Consider the following 21303-nt stretch of genomic DNA (forward strand, 5'->3'; position numbering starts at 1 on the left):
GAGGCATCAAGGACGCAACCAGGCGCGTCGGTGCCGCGCGACGGCGTAGATGCGTTCCACTTGATCAGGCGTCAGCTTGCCGGTGAGAGGCGCCAGGGCTGAGACCTCGCGCTCCTGGTAGATCCGTACGGTGTACTGCGTGGCCGCGCGGTGCAGTGCGGTGATCCCGACGAAGACGAGGACCGGTTCCACCGGGACGGGGAACCCGCAGTGCCGTTCCAGCACGCCTTGGACGTAGGCCGCTTCCGCCTTACTGGCCGCCGCGTACGGGACGGGTTGCCCGTTGTTGACCTTGGCCATGGTGTCCCCGACCCAGACCGAGGCACCTTGGTGGTGCTTGGTGTTGATGGCGAACACGCCACCGGGGCCGATCAATAAGTGATCGATGTCCCCGCCGTTGGACTTGGGCACCCCGTGCAACACCCGCCAACCGTGCGCGGTAAGACGTTGCAGCTCCCGTCCCACGCGCCGTTCACCCGCAAGGCCGGTGTACCAGCTGTCCCATTCCGAAGGGCGGCGAAGCATCCTCGACCAGAGCCGGTCGGCCGCCGACGGACCACGAGCGGCGATCGTCTCCAGTACGGCCGCGCCGGGACGGTTCTCCGCCAAGTCGTCGGCAACAGTGAGATCCGGCAGAGGGGTCGGCCGATCACGCTGGGGCGGCACGCTGCGCACATCGGACCGCGGATGCGACCTTCCAGCAGACGGCGCTACCGCCGCCGGGCCGGACTGCTGCGAGGGAGGACGTATCGTCGCCGAGTCACCGAGATACCTCCGCAGCAGAGCCACAGCCTCGCGCCGATACTTCTCAACCTTGATCGTGATGACCTTCGTCGGCCGATCCGCCCACGCAACGGCGGTCCCGTCGGGCAGATTCACATAAAGCCGATCCTTGCCGTGCCGCTTCCACGAGTTCACCGTGAGATGGCTCATGGGCGCCCCCCATGCGTGTCGTCCCCAAACACATGGGAGCAGCCGATCACGCACCCGGCAAGAACGCGTTGCGGTCAGAGTTTCCCTACGTCTATCAAGGCTCGCTGCGCTCGCTCGGCCGGTGGGCAACGGCGCTCTTCGATCGCTGGCCGCGACTCCCGCCCAAGCGCATCAACGGCCGCTTCCGGCTCGCATGCCGCCGCCACCACGATCCGGCCTCGGAGAGGGAAAAGAACAACAGCTGCCAAACCCCAACGCTCCCGTTTCAGGGGCCATCACGCACCCCTTTCCACCCAGTTGCCTACACACGTAGGTCGGATCACCGAGGGCCGCGCAAGCGCGGCGGCGCCGGCCGGTCGCCGCCGCGCCGCCTCCATGTCTCCGCCACCGGCCGCGCCGCGCCGCCCGTCCGTCGCCACACGCAGCGGCCACATACCAACACGGGCACGGGGGCAGATGTGATCCCCAACGGTGCACGTAAAAGACGCTTTGTGCTACCGAAAGAGGCCGGATCGTGGTGGCGGCGGCACGCGGACCGACGCTGCCAGATACGCAGGCGTTCGAGCGGCGCGACGAGTCGGCGCCAAGCCACCGGCCGGACGGCGGACGCGGCCGTCAAGGAGGGGAAACCCGACGTGGCCGGGGTGATCGACTCCGTGACTTTAGCCAGCCACTTTGGGGGGAGCCTCGAAGATCATGGCCCCAACGTCGTGCTTTAACCTCGATCTTTCGTGACGGTCCACCGACGTAGTCGGTGGACCGTCACGAAAGATCGAGGTTAGGGGCCAGCCCCCGGCACACTTCAAGCATGACTGCAGAGCAGGCGACCGTGATCGCCGCCTTGATAGGTGTCGTGGGTGTGCTTGCTGGCGTCTGCTTCGGGCGTTGGCAGGTTCGGGACGAGGCGGTAGTGGAGCACGAGCAATGGCTCCGAGGGCAACGGCAGGAAGCCTTTACAGTTCTTCTCGCTTCCTGGGACGCAAGCATCTTGAAACTTATCGATCTACCACCCTCAAACGACGAGGAGTGGGATCATCGGGAGGCCACATACGAGGGCGATCTAATCGAGGCGACGGAAGAGTACATCTGGAACAAGTCCCTCAAGATCAAGGGGGACCTCGACCAGCCCCTTGAGCGAGTACAACTGCTGGGTCCCAACATCGTTGATGCGGCATGTGTCGCCCTCGCCGGCACGGCGGAGACGGTAGTCCAAAAAGTTCGTCAGGTCCGGTTTCCGCTGGACGAAGCAGCCACTGAGGAACTGGACGAGCTGCGAGAACGCGCCGATGCAGCACGCACAGTGTTCTTCAACGCCGCTCGCCAGGTAATCCACACCCCGCCGAGCCCAAGGCAGAGAAAGTGGATCTTCGGACGGATAGCATGATGCGCCTCGGCTCCTCGCTGCGATACAGCAATGAAGTACAGCAACCGCAACGACCACTTCGGTGCAAGGGCAACCGCCCCTGACCCATGCACGCTCCATACGACCGTCAATGACCGCTCCACACAGAGCTACGGATCAGAAGGTGCCCGTGCCCCTGCCGTGCCCGATCGACCGGCAATTGGCGGGGAACCACGGTGGTTGACGGACAGAGCACACGAGAACGGCCCCCGACCGAGTTACCTGGTCGGGGGCCGCTGGGGTTTGAACCCACGGTGACTTGCGCCACAACGGTTTTCGAGATCGATGAATGTCGACACCAGACGAAGGCTTGCCTCGGCCATTGAGACTCCACCAACCTACGAAGCAAGGCCTGTTGGCCAGCCTAATCCGTGTTGGCATGGTAGAGAACTACGATGTCTGACACCGACACGGCCGCGCCGACACCACCACCCTCGCCCTTAATTATAAGAATGTTCTTGGATTCTCTGACCGCGTGAGCGTCTAAGACTTCATGCCACGAACGAAGCGCATCCAAGTCTGACCGCGATTCTAGCGAGAAGTTGATTGAAAGCCCGGGGTTGTCGTTTATCTGCATGGTGAGGGATATGTTCCCAGACATCGCCACCTTGAACATCAGAACGGACTTCCGTTCAGGGTCCAGATCGGGCAAGTCGAAGGTGCGCGTGGTTCTGTTGCTGGTCGAATCTGGTAGACGAAAAGCGTCGTCTGTACCTCCAACAGCAACGAATTGGGCGAACTGCGCCATTGATCGCTCCCCTTACTTCGATTGGAGGCCGAGCCGTCGTAGGCAACGGCGGACCGCGGAGTTGCCCTGCGGCAGTGCCTCTGGGCGCGGCAAGTCTCGAATCTACTCGCACGAGAGGGCCCCCAACAGGGGCCACGCGGGCCCAATTGAGGAAACGAGACGCTTCACAGCCCTAGCTGCACAACAGTGAATTATAGTAGCCACAGCGGTCCGTCTCGCCTCTATAATGCCGATTGGCAACCCGGCGGCGACTCGTGTAGTCGGGAGTATCCTTCTGACATAAGCCGCGGATTAGAAACTCTCACATTCGAGTCCTATCGAGCACGCCAGTCAAGGCCCTCCGTGGATCATCCAGGGAGCCTCTCGCCTGCAGGGCAGTATCTCGCAACTTCAACTTGTGCATCCTGAGCTACGAAGCCACTCACAGGCCACACGACGCTCAACCCCCTCTTTGGATCGCACGGGTAGATCAATAATTCTGCACCTAAAAGTAACAAGAAGCGCTCAGAAGGTTGACACTATCTTTAACTGAGTGCAGCCTTGGGTCGCTCAAGCTAGGCAAAATCTAATTGGAAGGTGAAAAATGGATCAGGAAGCTGTTGGTGCTGCAACTCCGGAGGTCGGAACCGAGATAAAATTCCCTGGCAATGTACTTAGGGTTCGCTATTCTATCGGGGCGTATATGCGGTGGGACGAACCTGGCCGATTCGGCGTTGTAGCGCAGCGAACAATCGGGCTTGCGCCTCCTGCACCCCAATGGCCAAATGTCTGCACTCCAACGCGGCTTCTCGACCTAATGGGCTACGCCACGACGGGATCTGACGGTTCGACGATCATACATGTGCGTAACTTCGTCTGCTGGGACGAATGGAAGATTGCGTCAGAAGACGAGGTCTGGGTTACAGCTACGGTCCGGTCCGACGATCCCGTGTTCTTAACTCATGTGGTTCAGGTGCCGCCACCCGTGCTGCCCGGTCCACCACCACCGCCGACCGAGGTCGACCTACAGATACGGATCTTTTCCTGGGATGGAGCCGGACAGCCCAAGCCAAATGTCAATTTCACATGGCGTGCTGTTTTGAGTGTGTCTCTTCCGAGCGGGGAGGGGTAGTACATAGCGGAATCCAACCGGAACGACTGTGTGGCCCTACTCGAAGAAGCGTGCCTCATGCTCTATTCCTGGGTGGCCGCCCCTGCACACGAGCCCGACATGGCGCCACGCGCTGACGCAGTCGCTCGAGCTGAGCGCGTCTGACCACCAGGAGACTGGCGGCGAGGCTGTGGACCATTCGTGGACCGGTCACCCGATAATCGGTGCGCGCAGAGGCAGTGACCTGTGCACATGTCTGAGACCGAAGCGCCCTCCGGAGCCGTTGCTGTACAGCAACGAAGTACAGCAACCAACTCCGCCCAGTAGCACGCCTTGGAAGCCCCAATGTGACTGCTATGACCGGCACTGACCGATCCAAATAGAGCTACGGATCAGATAGCCGTTCGCCGACTGTCTAGCTGACGCTGGGTTCCTTGGCTGGCACCCGTTGACCTGATCCCCGAGGGCACCACGAACCTGGGAGGGGTGCAAGGTCGTTCATCCGGCAGGGTGCTCCACCTTGCACCCCTCCCAGAACCGTGGCGGGCGGAGCCCATCAGGACAACGGGCACCGACCAAGGAGACGCCATGCAGGAAGCACACAGGCTGATGAAGTTCGCACTCGAAGCCACGCCGGACGGAGGCGCGAGGCTCCTGATTCGCACCATCGTCCCGGCCGAGGACGCACCCAGGGCGCTCTACGAGACCGTCATCGACATCGAGCCGCGCATGGCTGACATCGTGCGGAGCCAAGTACTGCGCGAGATCCCCGACCGGCCGAAGTCTCAGCGGTCCCGGGAAGAGATCAAGGCAGACGTCGCGCAGCGCATGGTCGAGATAGAGGTCGCGCTCTTCGGGTGAGCGTCACGGGCCCCGGCTCAGGTCGGGGCCCAGCCTCATCCGAAGGGGACTGCGGTACAGCACGGAAGTACAGCAACCGTGGCGACCGCAGGTGACGGTCCCGGACCGCTGCCAACCCCATGACCAAGTCGGGAGACCTCAACGGACTTCGTGCCCGTAGTTCGCATAGAGGGGGCGTTACGCAAGATCTACCACAGGCGCCGTACTTGGCTGCCGGACGGCACCACCTGTCGGCTTGACTCGGCCGTTGAGACTCCGCTGATCGATCTGCCTCAATCAGCGATGCCGCGAAGATGGTGGTTGCAGATCGTCACGCATCACCTGTTGCAATGCTTCCATGCCTGCGAGAAACGGATCCCGTACCGCTGCATATTCGGCAGATTCCGGGCGAAGAGACTCGACAGCAAGGGTTTCTCGAATGACACGGAGCCGCTCAAAGACCGGTAGGGCGGTTTGATAGACGTGATCGGGTGCGACGATAGCCAATTCTCGCAGCATGGACGCGGCATCACTATGTTGAGGGTCGCTATGGAAGGCGTCGTGCACTCTGTCTCGTCGGACATCCGCCGGGTGATCACGAAACGCCCCAACGATCATCCTGCTGTGCGTATGCGCCAGAGACGTCAGGAAGCGTGCATATACACCCCGCTTCGTCTCGCCCCAGTATCGATCTTGTTCTCTGCGTGACCGAGCGAGATCCGTGACGAGCGTTGTCCCGACACCGAAGATGGCTCCGATGGCGGCAACCGCGAGAGTCCCCAGCTCCATACAGGAAGCGTACGACCCTCACAGGTTGACGAGGGCGAGTACGGATCGTTCGTAGATCCAATGGCTGGTGGCGTGCCCTCTGTCTACCGTCACCTATGAAGATCGAGTCGAATACGTGTCGAAGATGCACAACTTGATTGATCTACCAGCCAGGACTGCGCAGGTCAGCCATACGGTGACGCTGCACCAGGTGAGCGCCTTCTAAGCGCTTGGCCGCAGGTTCGAGTCCTGCCGGGGGCGCAAGTCTCCGCCCTCCCCTCGGGAGGGCGTTTTTGCTGTCTACCGCTCAACGGGCTCAGGCCCGGCGAGTTTGTCCAGAAGTCGGCGTTCCGCTTCGGTGAAGCACGGCTCGTCGAGGGGTGGGCGCAGCGGGCCGGCGAGGGCCGTCAGGAGCATGCGCGGGCCGACGAGGGACGTGGGCGGGGCCTGGAGGGCCAGGACGTCCGTCAGGGCCGTGGCCGCGTGGAAGGAACCCGTCGCGGTGCGGGACAGGCGGCTGACGTAACGGTGGAGAAGCCGGTCGGCGACGCCGGGACGTCTGCCGTTCGTGGTGGAGAAGTGGATGTCCTGCCCGGTGGAGAGCGCCCAGGCCGCGTCCACCGACCGGGCGACGGCCCGCTGGGCGCGCCGGGCGAGACCTGGAGCCGGGCCGTCCGCCCACACGTCCCGCAAGGCCAACGCCCCCTGCACGGCCACCGACATCCCCTGCCCGTACACGGGGTTGAAGGCCGCGACGGAGTCCCCGAGCGCCACCAGCCCCTCCGGCCACGCCCGGAGCCGTTCGTAGTGGTGGCGGCGGTTCGCGGTGCTGTGGGTGACGGCGACGTCGGTGAGGGGTTCGGCGTGGGTGAGGAGGTCGGCCAGGACGGGGTGGCGCAAGGTGCGGGCGAAGGGCACGAAGGCGTCCGGGGCACGGGTGGGACGGCCGCCGGGCGCACCCATCAGGCTGACGTGCCAACGGCCCCCCTCGATCGGCAGGATGCCGCCCGATTTCGCGGGCCCCGGCAGCCGCGGGTCGGCCTGCACCCCGACGAAGGGCCAGTCCCGGGCGGGGACGGGAGCCCGATACACCCGGCTGGCGTAGACCAGCCCGGAGTCGACCTCGTCCTGCGTGAGACCGGTGATGCCCAGCCCCTCCAGCCACCGGGGCAGACGGGTGGCCCGGCCGGAGGCGTCGACGACGAGATCGGCCCGCAGGTCCGTCTCCGTACCGTCGGCGGCACGCAGCCGCACACCCGTGACGGCACGGCGGTCGCCCAGCAGCCCGACGACCTTGGTGTGCGTGCGCAGACCGACCCGGGGGTCCGCGAACACCTGCTTCCGGACGACGGAGTCCATCAGGTCCCGGCTCGCGCTGATCAGCTGGTGGGTGGAGCGCCGCCAGCGCCGATACCAGCCCTCGGGCGAGTGGACGACCATGTTCGTGGTCACGGGGATGCGGTGCGCGCCCGCGGCCGTCAACAGGTCACCCGTGCCCGGCAGCAGCGCCTCGACCGCCTCGATGCCGCCGGTCTGGAGGAAGTGGATGTGGACGGCCTGCGGCACCCCGGTACGCGGCTCGGGCCCCTCGGGCACCTCATGGGCCTCGACGATCTCGACTGAGCCGACTGAGCCCACGTGATCCTTCACGGCGGCCGCCGCCAACATGCCGGCCATGCTCGCCCCGACGACCACGACACGACAACCACCCGCACGCGACGCACGTAACCCATCACTCATACCCGAGATCCTCCCAGCCCCCACCGCCCCACCGCCCTCACACGAACGCCCCGTAAAGTCGGCCCCCTTGACCGGAGAGGAACCGAAGGGACCCGACGTGCCGCTGCGCTGTGCCGTGCTCGACGACTTCCAGCAGGTGGCGACCGAGCTCGCCGACTGGTCACCGCTCGCGGACGAGGTGGAGGTCGTCTCGTACGACACCCACTTCCCCGACGAGGACACCCTCGCCGCGGCCCTCGCGGACGCCGACATCGTGGTCACCCTGCGCGAACGCGTCGCCTTCCCGGCCTCCCTGATCGCCCGTCTCCCCCGCCTGAAGCTGCTCGTCGCCTCCGGCATGCGCAACTCCGTCATCGACTACGCCGCCGCCGAGGCGCACGGCGTCACGGTCTGCGGTACGGCGAGCTCGTCCACCCCGCCCGTCGAGCTGACCTGGGCCCTGCTGCTGGGCCTGGCCCGCGGGATCGTCGAGGAGAGCGGCGCCCTGCGCGACAACGGCCCCTGGCAGCGGACGGTCGGCGCCGACCTGCACGGCCGCCGCCTCGGACTCCTCGGCCTCGGCAAGATCGGCAGCCGGGTGGCCCAGGTCGGCCTCGCCTTCGGCATGCGGGTCACCGCCTGGAGCCAGAACCTCACCAAGGAACGCGCCGACGAGGTGGGCGTCGACCTCGCGCCGTCCAAGGAGGACCTCCTCGCCGGCAGCGACTTCGTCTCGGTCCACCTCGCGCTCGGCGACCGCACCCGCGGACTGCTCGGCCCGGCCGAACTCGCCCTCCTCAAGCCGACCGCCTACCTGGTCAACACCTCGCGGGCCGCCATCGTCGACCAGGACGCCCTCCTCGCCGCCCTCCGCGAGGGCCGGATCGCCGGCGCCGGAGTCGACGTCTTCGACACCGAGCCCCTCCCCGCCGGCCATCCGATGCGCACGGCCCCCCGCCTGCTGGCCACACCCCACCTCGGCTATGTCTCCCGCGCCAACTACGAGACGTACTACGGCCAGGCGGTCGAGAACATCCAGGCGTTCCTGGCGGGTTCTCCGCTACGGCGACTGCCCTGACGCCACCGTGCCTCCCGGCCTCCCGGCCTCCCTGCCTCCGTGCTCCCGTGCCTCCGCGCCGCGCCGCCGACCCGGACCTCTGTTCAAAAAGAGTGATCCCCGCCCGATCGCCGTTACCAGCCGTGAGTGACGGCGTTGAAGGGGAAGTGCGACGGCGCGTCCTGCCGTCGTGCTCACCGAGTCAAAGGAGAACGTGATGTCTCGCATCGCGAAGGTCGCTGGTGTCGCCCTCGGCACCGGTGCCGCGGTCCTCAGCGGCGCCGGCCTGGCCATGGCCGACGCGGGCGCCGAGGGCAAGGCCGTGCACTCCCCGGGCGTCCTGTCGGGCAACCTGGTCCAGGTTCCGGTCAACGTCCCGGTCAACCTCTGCGGCAACACCGTCGACGTGATCGGCCTGCTGAACCCGGCCTTCGGCAACACCTGCGTCAACGACGGCGGCCACGGCAAGGGCCACCCCGGCCCGGGTGCCGGCTACGGCCACTGATCGACCGTACGCGTGAAAGAGCCCCGGCATCTCCGAGCGCCGGGGCTCTCTCATGTACACGGACCGCTCTCTCATGTCCACGGACCGACCGCACCAGGCCGGCGCCGGGACCGCGCCGGGACCTCCTACGCGTACCGGTAGATCCGGCTGTGGTCCTCCAGCGCGTCCGGCGTCACGTCCCACGGCGGCAGCTTCTCGTGCCGGGCGACGATCCGCCGGTACTGGGAACTGCCCGCGGCGGGCGGCTTGGCGGGCAGGTAGCGGTGGTCGCCGTGGCGGCGCTGCCAGCGGGACCAGCACAGGTCGACGAAGGCGTGGTGCATCCAGAAGACGGGGTCGTTGACGGACGCGCCGCCGACCATGACCCCGCCGACCCAGCGGTGCACCCGGTTGTGATTGCGCCAGGCGGTGGGCCCCCGCCCGCTCCCCCACCCCTCCAGCTTGTTGCGGAACCCCTTGCCGGACGTCGAGTCCCAGGGCGAGCTGTCGTAGACCGGGTCCGCCAGGGCCCGCTCCAGGTCGCTCTTGGTCGGCAGCGCGATCGGGTCGGCGGACCGGCCGAGGTCCCGGGTGAGGTACTCCTCGTCGGTGATGTTCTCCCGCAGGGTCCAGTTGCCCTCCCGGTAGGCGAACGGGCCCGTGGTCACCTGCCGGTCGGAGCGCCGCCCGGTGCCGCCGAGCAGGTCCTTCGTCCAGGGCGCCGACGTCGTCGTACGGTCGCGCGTCCAGTCCCAGTACGGCACGGTCACCGAGGAGTCGACGCGGCGCAGCGCCCGCTCCAGCTCCAGCAGGAACCGGCGGTGCCAGGGCAGGAAGGAGGGCGCCATGTGCGCCGTCCGCAGTCCGCCCTCGCCGTCGGAGACGTAGTACTCGATGTGCATCCGTACGAACTCGTCGTACTCGCCCCTCCGTTTGACCTCCAGCAGCGCCTTCACGAACCGCCGTTTCTCGGCGGCGGTCAGCGTGCTGACGTCCCTACGCGTGTACGCCATCGTGTCCCCCCATGTCTTCGGGTCCCCTCTCGCGCAGCTGCCCCGGCCCCAGTTCGTCGACCGCGGCGCGGGCGGCCTCCAGGGGTGTGGCGTACGACCGGTAGTGGTCGACCATGCTCAGCCAGGTGCCGTCGGCGCGGCGCATCAGATGCAGCGGCCGTCCGTCGACGGTGACCTGCCAGCGGCCGTCGCCCAGGACGCGTCCGGCGGCGGCCGCCGACGTCCTGATGCCGCGGATGTGGCGGCCCCGGTAGGTCTCGTCGAACACGACGTCCGCGGGCGGCTCGGCCGCGCGCAGTGAGCGGGAGACGGCGGCGAACGGGAGGAACGCCACCGCGACGGCCGCCGGTCCGACCAGGCCGAGCAGCAGGTCCCGCCGGCTCCGCGCGGGCCCGCCTCTCGCCTCGCGCGCTACCGAGGGTTCCCCGCCGACCGGTGCTCCGCCGACACTCATGACCATCGCCTGCTCCTCGTCCGGGTGGCTGCGCTTCGTTTGTCGTAGCGGTAACCGTCCGGCGGGCCCTGCGGTCACCGTCCGGCGGCCGCGAGGTGAACACGCGTACCCGGACAGCCGACGGGCCCGGGCGTGTTCGCCCGGGCCCGTCCGATCGGCGGGTCGGCCGGTCCTAGAGGCCGGCCCCCGTGGCAAGGTTCGCGCCCGGCACGGTCTGGAGGACCGGGGCGAGCACGCCCACCTGCGGAAGCTTGACGTCCGGCAGACCGAAGTTCTCGGGCTTCGGCGGGGTCAGCGGCGCGTCCACGCTCAGGCCGGGGCCCAGGGTGCGCAGGTCGGAGACGGGCGCCTCGACGGCCACGTGGTCGAAGTCGTCCCCGAGGATGTGCGGCAGCGGCGCGCGCAGGCCGGCGCCGGGCAGCGCACCGCTGACCGGCAGCTGCGGGATGACCCGCTCCGGCAGGAGGCGCCCCTCGACGTACTGCGGTCCCTCGGGCGCGCCCGGCACGAGCAGCGGGATCTCCCCGCCGAGCTTGGGCAGCTCCATGTTGAGGGAGTTCTCGATGCCCTCCAACGGCACGGGGACCGGAACCGTGTCCACGGCGGCGGCGGGGGCGGCGGCACCCATCGCGGCCGCCACGCCCGTGATGACGGCGGCAAGGGTTCCTCGGGTGGTCGACTTCATGGCAGGTACGGTCCTTTTCGGGGTTCGGGAACTCAACGTCCGTACCGCGTAACGATCCTGGGACAGTCTCCAGCGCAAGAATCCCCCGACTGCCGCAGTAGTACGACGTACGCCGGAGGAATTGTCAGTTCGTCCAGAAGTCCCACCAACGCGTCAGAATCAGCATTCCGACGATTCCGATGTGCACCAGCGGGAACATCCAGGTGAATTCGTCGAGGAACGATCGGAATCCGGCCGGCGCGGGCAGGAACCGCCGGCGTACGGCGAAGGACGTCACGTACCAGAACATGAGGATCGTGGCGACCCAGGCCAGGCAGCACCACAGACACAGGGCGTTGATCCGGTAGAGCGACTCGAACTGGAGCCAGGAGACGAACCCGACGCCGAACAGACAGCCCGCGGCGAAGGTCAGCCAGTACCAGCGGGGGAAGGCGGCGCCGGCCAGCAGGCTCGCGCCGACGCAGACGACGACGCCGTAGGCGACCAGGCCCAGCATCGGATTGGGGAACCCGAAGGCCGAGGCCTGGTCGCTCGTCATGACGCTGCCGCAGGACACCACCGGGTTCAGGCTGCATCCCGGCGTGAAACCGGGATCCTCCAGCAGCTTGAACTTGTCGAGGGTGATGACCCAGGAGGCCAGCAGCCCCGCGGCCCCCGTGAGCACCAGCAGGACGGCGAACGCGCGACTGCCGCCCGCGGCGCGTTCCATCAGCCGCGCAGGCTGCGGGCGGGGAGGACGATGTGGGCGGCCGCGTTCAGGGTCTCCTCGGCGCCCGCGAAGGCGGCCAGCGCCTCCGGCTCGATCGGCTTGCCCGGCTCGGCCTCGGGCCAGGGGCGGGTGGTGAACACGAAGTAGGCGAAGCCGCGTTCGCCGACGGCCGCGAGCCACTCCGGGGGCGGGGCGCACTGGGCGTTGAAGCCCGGCATGGTGACGACGGCCGAGCCTGACTCGACGAGCAGGCTGACCGGCAGGCTCGGCCGGCCGTTGCCGTCGACGAGGTCGCCGCCGACGGGCAGGCCGTTGTTCTCCAGCAGGGCTTCGACGGCGGCCGTGGAGCCCTCCGGGCCCTCGGCACCGTCGCCGAGGGAGTAGGCGAGCAGGTAGGGCATGTCGCCGTCGGGGGCCTCGCCGCTCCAGGCCATGACGACGAGGGTGCCCAGGTCCGCGGCGCGGAAGGGGCGGGTTTCGCTTGAGGTTGAGGTCACCGCGCGACCTTATCGACGCCCCTGAATACGGCCGGACGTGTTCTCACCCGACCGGGCGATCGGGCACGGCCTGTCCACACGAACGAGGGACCCCACTCGAACAGCGCGAAGGGCCGGTCCCGTACGGATCGGCATGCCGGTACGGAAACGGCCCTTTCGGCGCCCTTCGGCACCTGTCGGCATCCTTCGACACCTGTCGGCGCCCGTTCGGCGCCCTTTCGGCGCTTTGCGCGCGAGAGGTGTTTCAGCCCTGGAGGGGAAGCCCGCCGAGCAGTCCGCCGGAGTTCAGGGTGGTCGTCGCGTCCTTCACGGTACTGAGCACGGAGTCCTTGTTCTCGGTGTCGAGCGCGTCCGACTGGTGCTGGAGCGGCATCACGTCGCGGGGCTGAATGTCGCCACTGGTGAGCGTGTTCACGGCGCCGTTGAGGCTGGTGGGCGTGACGTCGGCGGCGTCGTAGGCGAACGCGGGCGCGGCGGCACCGGCGAGAACCACGGAACCGGCAACTACAGCGGCAGCCTTCAGGGACTTCATCGCGTTCCTTTCTTCGGCAACTCATGTCACCAGAGGGAATTCTGACGCCGTGCCTAACGAGCCCTCACCGGAGCGGAAACTCCGTACCCGGTAATTGGGGTAATTGGGCTGTCATGAAAAAGCCGTTGTGCCGGCCTCTCGTGGAGACCGGCACAACGGGGTCGCGTACGCCTACGACGTGGGGAGCGGACCGGTCGGCAGGCTCGGCAGTGTCGGCAGCGCCGGCAGGCCGGGCAGGTTCGGGACCGGCAGGCCGCCGCCGAGGAGTGTGGCCGCGACCAGGTTGACCAGGCCGGTCAGCACACCGGTGAGGGCCGCCACCACCTGGGTGACATCGCCGGACTGGGCCGCCTTGAGCAGGGTGTCGACGGCCTTCTGGAGGGCGGCGACCGCGTCGCCCACGAGGTCGGCCGGGAGCTGCGCGGCCGCTGCCTGGGCGGCGCCGTTCTTCGCGGTCGGCAGCGTCGGCACGGTCGGCACGGTCGGGAGCGTGGGCAGGGTGCTCGTGGCGGGCGGGGCCACGGGCGGTGTCGCCGGTGCCGCCGGGGCCGCCGCGGTGACCTTGGCGAGGGCTTCCTTCACGGCGTCGCCGAGCTTGGTGGCCTCCTCGGCGGAGAGCTGGCCGTTGTCGGCCTTGAGGACGGCGTTGAGCAGGTCGGTGACCGGGGTGAGCACGGCCCCGAGGTTGCCCAGGCCCTTGACCTGGGCGAGGAGTCCGTCCGCGCCGGGGACGGGCGCCTGCGCCGCCTGGACGCTCTTGGTGGACGGGTCCCGCTCGGCCGCCGCCGCGGCCGGTCCGGCGATGCCGACGAGGAGGATGGCGCAGAGGGCGGAGGAGGCGATACGCCGGGCGGGCAGACCACGCATGGGTGTTCCTTTCGATGTGCGTCCGATCTTGAGCCCACCGTGAAAGCGGCCACCGCGCTCTGCAACCGAGCGAGCGCACCGGGCAACGCCCCCGGTCCCGCCCCGCCGACGTCGTCGCTGGTGAGGGGCATGTCAAGAGCGACCCGCCCCGGCGCCGCCCCAACCCCCCATTCGGGGGACGGCGTTCCGACTCACGACAAGAACCGGCACGACAGGAACGGACATAACAAGAAGCCGACCGCCCTTCCGTGGAGGAACCACGGAAGGGCGGCCGGCGAAAGGGTGGCGCGTCGACGTCAGTCGTTGACGCACTCGTTGCCGAACGCGGGGTTCAGCAGACCGATGACGTTGACGGTGTTGCCGCAGACGTTGACCGGCACGTGGACCGGAACCTGGACGACATTGCCCGACAGCACGCCCGGGGAGTGGGCGGCAGCGCCCTGCGCGCCGCTGTCGGCGGCGGCGATGCCGGCGGTGCCCGCAACGGCGGCGGCCGCAACGGTGGTCAGGGCCAGGCCCTTCGCGATACGCGACATGGAGAGGTGCTCCTTGGGGTTGAAACAAACATCCGGGCGGGGATGCCCGGCGCTGTGTCAACGCGTGGCGCCCCCGCGGGTTGTGCCGCCAATGGAGTGATGTCACGGAGGCCCTCGCTCCACCCTTCCGACACACTTGCCCGGTTTCGCCGGATTAATACGCATAGCGGCTAGAGTTGCGGACCTCTTGACGCACCCCTATAGCCCGACGATCACATTCCCCTCTTTCTTTGCCGGAAGGGCACAGCCCGTCATGAGCAACTCCACCGCCCCGGCCGCGCGCGTACCCGCGTGCACGAACGCCCCCGGACGCGACCTCGATGTGTTCGAACACGAGAAGGCGTTGCGGTCCGGCGGTGACCAGCCGGGCTCCCGGCTCGTTTCCCTGCCGGACGCGGCATGGGCCGGCGTGCTCTTCGTCGCCGTAGACGCCCGCACGTAGGCGCGTTCCGCCCGTACCGAGCGCCGTCCGTGAGCGAGGAAAACCGCGCATGCACCAGCCAGCACCCGACCCTCGGCCACGGGTCCTGCACATCACCCAGCCCGTGGACGGCGGTGTCGCCCGCGTGGTGACGGACCTGGCGCGGGCCCAGCTCGCGGCCGGTCTGCACGTCACGGTGGCCTGCCCGGACGGCCCGCTGGCCGCCGCCGCGCGGTCGGCCGGGGCCGACGTCCGGCACTGGCACGCCACCCGCTCACCGGGCCCGACCCTCGTTCGAGAGGTACGACGGCTCGCTCGCGTGATCGAGGACGTACGCCCCGATCTGGTGCACGCGCACAGCGCGAAGGCCGGACTCGCGGGGCGGCTCGCCGTGCGGGGCCGGACTCCGACCGTGTTCCAGCCGCACGCCTGGTCGTTCGAGGCCGTCGGCGGGATCACCTCATCGCTCGCGCTGCGATGGGAACAGCGGGGGGCGCGCTGGGCGCACCGGGTGGTGTGTGTGAGCGAGGCGGAGCGCGCGACCGGCGTGCGCGCCGGGATCGACGGGCGGTGGAGCGTCGTCCCCAACGGGATCGAGCCCGCGCGCTTCCGTCCCGCGGCCGTCGACACCGTACGGGCCGCGCTCCTGCCCGGTGTTCCCCCGGCGGCGCCGCTCGTGGCGTGTGTGGGGCGGCTGTGCCGGCAGAAGGGCCAGGACGTCCTGCTGGAGGCCTGGCCGTCGGTGGTCCGGCGGGTGCCGGGGGCCCGGCTCGTGCTGGTCGGCGACGGGCCGCAGCGGGACGAACTCCGGACGCGGGCACCGGAGTCGGTGCTGTTCGCGGGGGCCGTCGGCGATGTCGTGCCCTGGTACCAGGCCGCCGATCTGGTCGTCCTGCCCTCGCGCTGGGAGGGCATGGCACTCGCCCCGCTGGAGGCGATGGCGTGCGGGCGGCCCGTGGTGCTCACCGACGTGGACGGCGCCCGGGAGAGCCTGCCGCCGGACCTCCCGCCCCACTGCCTGGTGCCACCGGGCGATCCGGAGCGGCTGGCCGGTGCCATGACCGAGTTGCTGCTCGACCCGCCGCTGCGCGAGTCGCTGGGCCATCAGGGACGCCGTCATGTCCTGTCCACGCACGACGTGCGGCACACCGCCGAGGCGGTGGCGGACGTGTACCGAGAACTGCTCGGCGGCGCGCTCGCCGCGCATGCCGTGCCCACCGAGTACAGGGAGTCCATCCACTCGTGACCGCGGAAAGCACCGTCCCCTCGCCCGGCGGGCAGCCACGGGATCCCGGATTCTCGCCCGTCTCCGTCATGCCGGCGCGCCGCGCCGCCGGTTTCCGTTTCCCGGCCCGCAGACCCCCGGCGCGGCCCGCGTCGCCGGTCCCGCTGCTCGCCGCGGACGCCGTCGCCGCCCTGCTCGGCGCTCTGCTCTGCGCTCCGGAGCCGACCGCGGCCGAGCACCGGCCGCTGCTGGCCGGGCTGTTGGTGGCCGCGTCGATGCTGCTGCGCCCGCACCGGAACCGGCCCGTGCCGGGGATCCTCGACGAACTGCCCGGCGTGTGCGGCCGGATCGCGGTGGCCTGGCTGGCGGTGGGCGCGCTCGTGGCCGCGTACGCCCCCCAGCACGCCCTGTCCGCCCGCACCCTCGCCCTGGGCTTCCTGCTCCAGGCGACGGCGGGCTGCGTCGGCCGCGGTCTCGTGCACTGGCGACGGCGCGCGGTGCGGCTGGCCCGGCCGCGCGCCGCCCTCGTCATCGGCCCGGCGGCGACCGCGCAGCGCGTGGCGGCCGCCGTACTGCGTCATCCGCGGTGCGGGGTGCGGCCGGTGGGGATCGTCACCGAGCGGCCGGCCGGCGGCGAGACGCTGCCCGTGCTGACCACCGGCGAGGAGGTCGAACGGGCCCTCGTCCAGAACGGCGCCCGGGACGTCCTGGTCGTCCATCCGTCCGTACGGTCCGAACAGGGGCCGCTGCTGCGGGCGCTCGCCGAGTCGGGCTGCGCGGTGTGGGAGATCGACGCGGACGCGCCCTCGTACGCCTCGCGCGACCAGCTCGCCGGATTCGCCTGCCGGCGCCTGGAGATGGGAACGCGGCGACGCGGTACCGCGGGCAAGCGGGCGCTGGACGTGGCCGTGTCCGGGACGCTGCTGCTGCTGGTCAGCCCGCTGCTGCTGGTGTGCGCGGTGGCGCTGCGGCTGACCGCAGGACCCGGGGTGGTGTTCCGTCAGGAGCGCATCGGCAAGGGCGGCAAGCCCTTCACGCTGCTGAAGTTCCGCACCCACCGCCCGGTCGACGAGCACGAGGCGGCGACCCGCTGGAGCGTGGCGAACGAGCACCGGATGCCGTGGTTGTGCCGCTTCCTGCGCAAGACCTCGCTGGACGAGCTGCTCCAGCTGTGGAACGTCTTCTGGGGCGACATGAGCCTGGTCGGGCCGCGGCCCGAACGGCCGTACTTCGTCGGCAAGTTCAGCCAGACCTACCCCGGTTACGCGGCCCGTCACCGGATGCAGACCGGCATCACCGGGCTCGCTCAGGTGCACGGGCTGCGCGGCGACACCTCCATCGAGGACCGGGCCCGCTTCGACAACGCCTACATCGACAACTGGTCGCTGTGGCAGGACATCTGCATCCTGCTGCGCACCGCGGCCGCCCTCGTGCGCCCGACGGGGAGCTGAGCGCATGAGCCAGGCACTGACCCTGCCGCGGGTGCGGCGGTGGCCGCCCGTCCTGCCCGTGGTGGCCGTGGTCGCCCTGCTCGCGCTGCCGCTCACCCCCGGCGCCGAGGGCGGCGCGGGCCCGGCGGACGCGGTCTCCGCGCTGGTGGTGCTGTACTGCGCGATCCGTCTCGTACGGGACCGGCGGCGCCCCCTGACCCGTACCTCCGCCGTGCTGCTGGGCCTGCCCGTGCTCGGGCTCGCCGTCGCCGCGGCGGGGGCGGCCTCGCCGGGGGCCGGGCTCGGCGGGATGGGCCGCTACCTCCAGGTCTTCGTGCTGGTTCCCGCGGCCGTGCTGCTGCTGATCCGGGGCCGGGGCGACTTCCGGCTGCTGGCCTGGTCGTTCGTGGGGCTCGCCCTGTGGCAGGGGGCGATCGGCGCGCACCAGTACGCGACCGGGACCGGGGCGTCGTACCGGGGCGAGGAGATCCGGGCCGTCGGCACCTTCGGGGCGGGCGATGTGATGGGCATGGCAACCGTCGTGTCCCTGGGGCTGGTGTGCGCGGTGGGGCTGGCGCTGGGGCGGACCTCGGTGCGGCAGCGGGCCGTCGCCGCGGGCTGCGCGGTCGCGCTGCTGCTGCCGCTCGCGCTGTCCTTCAGCCGCGGGGCCTGGATCGCCACGGCGGTGACGTGCCTGGCGCAGCTGCTGCTGGCCGGGATGCGGCGGGCGCTGACGGTGGGGGCCGTCGTGGCCGCCGCCGCGGTGATCCTGGTGGGCGGGTTCGGCGTCGGTACGGCGATGCTCCAGGAGCGGATCGACAGCATCACGCGGGTCGCCGACGCGCCCGACCAGTCCGTGACCGACCGGTACACCATGTGGGCCGCGGCCGTCGGCATGTGGCGTGAACAGCCCCTGGCCGGCGTCGGGTTGAAGGGCTTCCCCGAGCACCGGGACGCGCACGCCTCCCTCGCTCTGTCCTCGGGCAGCGACACCGACGGTGCGGGCGCCGGCTTCCGCAGGCAGCCGCTGCTCTCCCCGCACAACATGTACCTCCTCGTCCTCGCCGAGCAGGGCCTCATCGGCCTCCTCGCCCTCGCCGGCAGCTGGCTGGCCCTGCTGGTGTGCGCCCTGCGCGGACTGGTCCGGGTGCGGCGCGACGGGCCCGGCCTCGACTGCGCGCTCATCGCCTGCGGCCTGCTGACCTGGCAGCTGACCGACTTCGCCTACGCCGACATCGGCGGCCCGTCCACCGTCCTGACGGCGGTGTCCTTCGGGCTGGTGGCGTGGTGGGCGCTGGTCGGGAGTGGTGCCGTGCGGACGGGCGCCGAACATCCGGTGCTGGAACGCGCCGAGAGGGTCGCGGCGCGATGACCGTGACACCGCCGCGGACACCGCAGGAGCTCCAGGGCTCCGGAACACCGCCGAACGCACCCGCCGAGGAGGACTCCGGCCCGGCCGGGGACGCCGGGTCGCCCGCTCCCGTCGGCTCCCTGCCCTCCCCCGCACGCGAACCCGACCAGGGCCCGACGACCGCCCCGGCTCACCCGCCCCACCCCGAGCCGGGTACCGAACTCGCCCCCGTCTCCCGCGGGTTCCTCGCCAAGGCCACCCTCGTCACCGCCGTCCTCTCCGTCGCCGGCGCGATGCTCGGCCTGGCGCGGGACCAGGCGCTGGCGCGGTTGTTCGGGGCCGGGAGCGAGACGGACGCCTTCCTGGTGGCGTGGACGGTGCCGGAGTTCGCGGCGACGCTGCTGATCGAGGACGGGATGGCCTTCGCGCTGGTCCCGGCGTTCAGCCTGGCGCTGGCCCGTCGCGCGCAGGGTGCCCCCGGCGACCCGGTGCGCGCGCTGGTCGCCTCCACGCTCCCCCGGCTGGCGCTGGCGTTCGTCGCCGTGTCCGCGCTGATCGCCGGGACGGCCCCCTACCTGGTCGAGGCGCTCGCGCCGGGCCTGCCCGACCCCGCTCTCGCGGTGGACTGCACCCGGATCACCGCCCTGTGCGTCCTGGGCTTCGGACTCGCCGGATACTCCAGCGCGGCGCTGCGGGCCCACCGGCGGTTCGTGGCACCGGCCGCGATCTACGTGGCGTACAACACCGGCATCATCACCGCGATGTTCGTCCTCGGCGGGCAGTGGGGCGTGCGCTCGGCGGCCGTCGGGGTCGCGGTCGGCAGCGGACTCATGGTGGCGATCCAACTGCCGTCCGTCTGGCGGAGGTTGCGGCACAGGACGGCCGACCGGGACCCGGTCGCGGAGGACCCGCCGCAGGACGGCGGCCGCCGGACCGTGACGCTGGCCCTGGTGGCCACCGTCCTGCTCTTCGCGCTGTGCCGCCAGTCGCAGGTCCTCATCGAGCGCTTCCTCGCCTCCACGCTGCCCGCCGGGGCCATCTCGCACCTGAACTACGCGCAGAAGGTCGCCCAGATCCCGATGACGCTGTCGCTGATGCTGTGCACGGTCACCTTCCCGGTGGTCGCGCGAGCACTGGCCGACGGCGACACCGAACGGGCCCGCGACCGCGTGGAGCGGGACCTGGCACTGGCCGCGTGCCTGGTGCTGCTGGGCGCCGCCACGGTGATCGCCTGCGCCCCGCAGATCATCGAACTCCTCTTCCAGCGCGGCGCGTTCACGGCCGCGGACACGGCCGCCACCGCCAACGTCATGCGGGTGTACGCGCTCGGCCTGCTCGGCCAGACCCTGGTCGGCTGCCTGGTCCGCTCATACTTCTCGGCGGGCCGCCCGAGCTGGTACCCCCTCGCCACGATGGCCGTCGGCATCATCGCCACCTCCTGGATCGGCGCCTGGGCGGTGGGCCCGTGGGGGGTGTCCGGGATCGCCGCCGCGAACGCCGCCGGCATCACCGTCACGGCCGCCCTGCTGCTGTACGGCATGGGCCCGCGCAGTGTCCCGATCCGCACCCGGCGGGTCCTCGCCGAGCTGAGCAGGCCGCTGCGGGCGGCGGCGGTCGCCACGGTCGCGGGCGCCGTCGTGGCGAGCCGTGTCGAGTCCGCCGCGGCCTCCCTCGCGGCCGGCTCGGCGACGGTGACCGTCGTCTTCGTCCTGCTCGCCTGGTCCATGGGCGCCCAGGGTCTCCTCCCCGCACTCCGTTCCGTACGCACCGTCACACGAAGGCTCCGCCATGCCCGTCACCGCTGACACCCGCCCCCTGCCGAGAACCGGCCCGGTCCCCTGGGTGGCGATGTACCACTCCGTGGGCGACCCCACGGACGACCCCTACCGCATCACGGTCACCCCGGAACGCCTGGACGCCCAGCTGCGCTGGCTGCGCGCGCGGGGCCTGACCGGTGTCTCCGTGGCCCGCCTGCTCGCCGCCCGCGCCCGGGGCGAGGGCCGGGGCCTGGTCGGGCTGACCTTCGACGACGGGTACGCCGACTTCGTCGAGCACGCCCTGCCCGTCCTGGAGCGCCACGGCTGCGGCGCCACCCTCTTCGTCCTGCCCGGCCGGCTCGGCGGCGACAACGCCTGGGACCCGCTCGGCCCGCGCAAGCCATTGCTGACCGCCGACGGCATCCGGCGGGCGGCCGCCGCCGAGGGCGTGGAGATCGGCTCGCACGGACTGACCCACGTGGACCTGACGCAGGCCGACGACACCCTGCTGAAGTCCGAGGTCGCCGAGAGCCGGGCCGTACTGGAGGAGTTGACCGGCCTCCCGGTCGAGGGCTTCTGCTACCCGTACGGCACCCTCGACCAGCGGGTCGTCGACGCCGTGCGCGAGGCCGGGTACGGCTACGCCTGCGCCATCGACCCGGGCCCGCTGAACGGCCCGCACGCCCTGCCCCGACTGCACATCGGGCAGAACGACACCGCCGTACGCCTGCTGCTGAAGTACCGGCTGCACCGGCTGCGCCGCCGTCCCGTCGAGGGCGTGTGAC

Annotated in this window: 22 protein-coding genes and 1 tRNA gene; 11 read left to right on the forward strand and 12 right to left on the reverse strand. The window is 70.1% G+C overall.

Going from position 1 to position 21303, the window contains the following annotated elements; all coding sequences use genetic code 11:
- Nucleotides 1-6: 6 nt before the first annotated feature.
- Complete coding sequence (locus SLINC_RS16320; protein WP_067432900.1) at nt 7-933, reverse strand: nuclease-related domain-containing protein; 927 nt, start codon at nt 931-933, stop codon at nt 7-9.
- Nucleotides 934-1741: 808 nt separating this feature from the next.
- Here SLINC_RS16320 and SLINC_RS47975 point away from each other — a divergent pair.
- Complete coding sequence (locus SLINC_RS47975; RefSeq protein ID WP_152039028.1) at nt 1742-2317, forward strand: hypothetical protein; 576 nt, start codon at nt 1742-1744, stop codon at nt 2315-2317.
- A gap of 382 nt (nt 2318-2699) precedes the next feature.
- Here SLINC_RS47975 and SLINC_RS47980 read toward each other — a convergent pair whose 3' ends face one another.
- Nucleotides 2700-3083 (reverse strand): hypothetical protein, encoded by a 384-nt coding sequence (locus tag SLINC_RS47980; protein WP_152039027.1) that lies wholly within the window; start codon nt 3081-3083, stop codon nt 2700-2702.
- A 1678-nt stretch (nt 3084-4761) separates the two neighbouring features.
- Between SLINC_RS47980 and SLINC_RS16330 the strand changes: the two genes are divergently transcribed.
- Complete coding sequence (locus SLINC_RS16330) at nt 4762-5034, forward strand: hypothetical protein (RefSeq protein WP_067432903.1); 273 nt, start codon at nt 4762-4764, stop codon at nt 5032-5034.
- Nucleotides 5035-5310: 276 nt separating this feature from the next.
- On the opposite strand, the gene SLINC_RS47985 is transcribed toward SLINC_RS16330, so the two are convergent.
- On the reverse strand, nt 5311-5802 hold the full coding sequence (locus tag SLINC_RS47985; RefSeq protein ID WP_152039026.1) for a hypothetical protein: 492 nt from the start codon (nt 5800-5802) through the stop codon (nt 5311-5313).
- A gap of 166 nt (nt 5803-5968) precedes the next feature.
- Between SLINC_RS47985 and SLINC_RS47990 the strand changes: the two genes are divergently transcribed.
- A tRNA-Arg gene (locus SLINC_RS47990) sits at nt 5969-6039 on the forward strand.
- A gap of 42 nt (nt 6040-6081) precedes the next feature.
- Here the strand turns inward: SLINC_RS47990 and SLINC_RS16335 are convergent.
- Nucleotides 6082-7521 (reverse strand): NAD(P)/FAD-dependent oxidoreductase, encoded by a 1440-nt coding sequence (locus SLINC_RS16335; RefSeq protein ID WP_067432907.1) that lies wholly within the window; start codon nt 7519-7521, stop codon nt 6082-6084.
- Between the two features lie 97 nt (nt 7522-7618).
- On the opposite strand from SLINC_RS16335, the gene SLINC_RS16340 reads away from it, so the two are divergent.
- Together SLINC_RS16340 and SLINC_RS16345 are read left to right on the forward strand one after the other, a co-directional pair.
- Nucleotides 7619-8578: a D-2-hydroxyacid dehydrogenase family protein gene (locus tag SLINC_RS16340; protein WP_067445408.1), complete on the forward strand. Its 960-nt coding sequence runs from the start codon at nt 7619-7621 to the stop codon at nt 8576-8578.
- Between the two features lie 196 nt (nt 8579-8774).
- Nucleotides 8775-9062, forward strand: a complete 288-nt coding sequence (locus SLINC_RS16345; RefSeq protein ID WP_067432911.1) for a chaplin — start codon at nt 8775-8777, stop codon at nt 9060-9062.
- Between the two features lie 125 nt (nt 9063-9187).
- Here the strand turns inward: SLINC_RS16345 and SLINC_RS16350 are convergent, their stop codons facing one another.
- The 8 genes from SLINC_RS16350 to chpG form a co-directional block, all read right to left on the reverse strand.
- Complete coding sequence (locus tag SLINC_RS16350; RefSeq protein ID WP_067432914.1) at nt 9188-10054, reverse strand: tyrosinase family protein; 867 nt, start codon at nt 10052-10054, stop codon at nt 9188-9190.
- Nucleotides 10038-10514: a tyrosinase cofactor gene (locus tag SLINC_RS16355; protein WP_067432917.1), complete on the reverse strand. Its 477-nt coding sequence runs from the start codon at nt 10512-10514 to the stop codon at nt 10038-10040. Before SLINC_RS16355 ends, SLINC_RS16350 begins: the two co-directional genes overlap by 17 nt.
- A 166-nt stretch (nt 10515-10680) precedes the next feature.
- Nucleotides 10681-11193 (reverse strand): hypothetical protein, encoded by a 513-nt coding sequence (locus SLINC_RS16360; RefSeq protein ID WP_067432920.1) that lies wholly within the window; start codon nt 11191-11193, stop codon nt 10681-10683.
- 124 nt (nt 11194-11317) lie between these two features.
- Entirely contained in the window at nt 11318-11902 is a 585-nt protein-coding gene (locus SLINC_RS16365; protein ID WP_067432923.1) for a vitamin K epoxide reductase family protein, read from the reverse strand.
- Entirely contained in the window at nt 11902-12399 is a 498-nt protein-coding gene (locus SLINC_RS16370) for a DUF5949 family protein (RefSeq protein WP_067432926.1), read from the reverse strand. Before SLINC_RS16370 ends, SLINC_RS16365 begins: the two co-directional genes overlap by 1 nt.
- A gap of 244 nt (nt 12400-12643) precedes the next feature.
- Nucleotides 12644-12931, reverse strand: a complete 288-nt coding sequence (locus SLINC_RS16375; protein ID WP_067432929.1) for a hypothetical protein — start codon at nt 12929-12931, stop codon at nt 12644-12646.
- A gap of 171 nt (nt 12932-13102) precedes the next feature.
- Nucleotides 13103-13798 (reverse strand): hypothetical protein, encoded by a 696-nt coding sequence (locus tag SLINC_RS16380; RefSeq protein ID WP_067432931.1) that lies wholly within the window; start codon nt 13796-13798, stop codon nt 13103-13105.
- A gap of 296 nt (nt 13799-14094) precedes the next feature.
- Nucleotides 14095-14334, reverse strand: coding sequence for a chaplin ChpG (chpG, locus tag SLINC_RS16385; RefSeq protein ID WP_030600866.1), 240 nt, complete (start codon nt 14332-14334; stop codon nt 14095-14097).
- Between the two features lie 253 nt (nt 14335-14587).
- On the opposite strand from chpG, the gene SLINC_RS16390 reads away from it, so the two are divergent.
- Genes SLINC_RS16390 through SLINC_RS16415 form a run of 6 tightly spaced genes read left to right on the forward strand, consistent with a single transcriptional unit; the run spans nt 14588 to nt 21302 of the window.
- Nucleotides 14588-14776, forward strand: coding sequence for a hypothetical protein (locus SLINC_RS16390; RefSeq protein ID WP_067432933.1), 189 nt, complete (start codon nt 14588-14590; stop codon nt 14774-14776).
- Nucleotides 14777-14825: 49 nt separating this feature from the next.
- The gene (locus SLINC_RS16395) at nt 14826-16001 is read left to right on the forward strand and encodes a glycosyltransferase (protein WP_067432935.1); all 1176 of its coding nucleotides are present in this window, start codon (nt 14826-14828) and stop codon (nt 15999-16001) included.
- Nucleotides 15998-17431 (forward strand): sugar transferase, encoded by a 1434-nt coding sequence (locus SLINC_RS16400; protein WP_067432943.1) that lies wholly within the window; start codon nt 15998-16000, stop codon nt 17429-17431. Before SLINC_RS16395 ends, SLINC_RS16400 begins: the two co-directional genes overlap by 4 nt.
- A gap of 4 nt (nt 17432-17435) precedes the next feature.
- Nucleotides 17436-18782, forward strand: a complete 1347-nt coding sequence (locus tag SLINC_RS16405) for an O-antigen ligase family protein (RefSeq protein WP_067432946.1) — start codon at nt 17436-17438, stop codon at nt 18780-18782.
- Nucleotides 18779-20566, forward strand: a complete 1788-nt coding sequence (gene murJ, locus SLINC_RS16410) for a murein biosynthesis integral membrane protein MurJ (protein WP_079164558.1) — start codon at nt 18779-18781, stop codon at nt 20564-20566. The genes SLINC_RS16405 and murJ overlap by 4 nt, the downstream gene beginning before the upstream one ends.
- The gene (locus SLINC_RS16415) at nt 20550-21302 is read left to right on the forward strand and encodes a polysaccharide deacetylase family protein (RefSeq protein WP_067432949.1); all 753 of its coding nucleotides are present in this window, start codon (nt 20550-20552) and stop codon (nt 21300-21302) included. The genes murJ and SLINC_RS16415 overlap by 17 nt, the downstream gene beginning before the upstream one ends.
- Nucleotide 21303 lies beyond the last annotated feature (1 nt).

It is taken from the genome of Streptomyces lincolnensis, from assembly GCF_001685355.1.
Classification (GTDB): domain Bacteria; phylum Actinomycetota; class Actinomycetes; order Streptomycetales; family Streptomycetaceae; genus Streptomyces; species Streptomyces lincolnensis.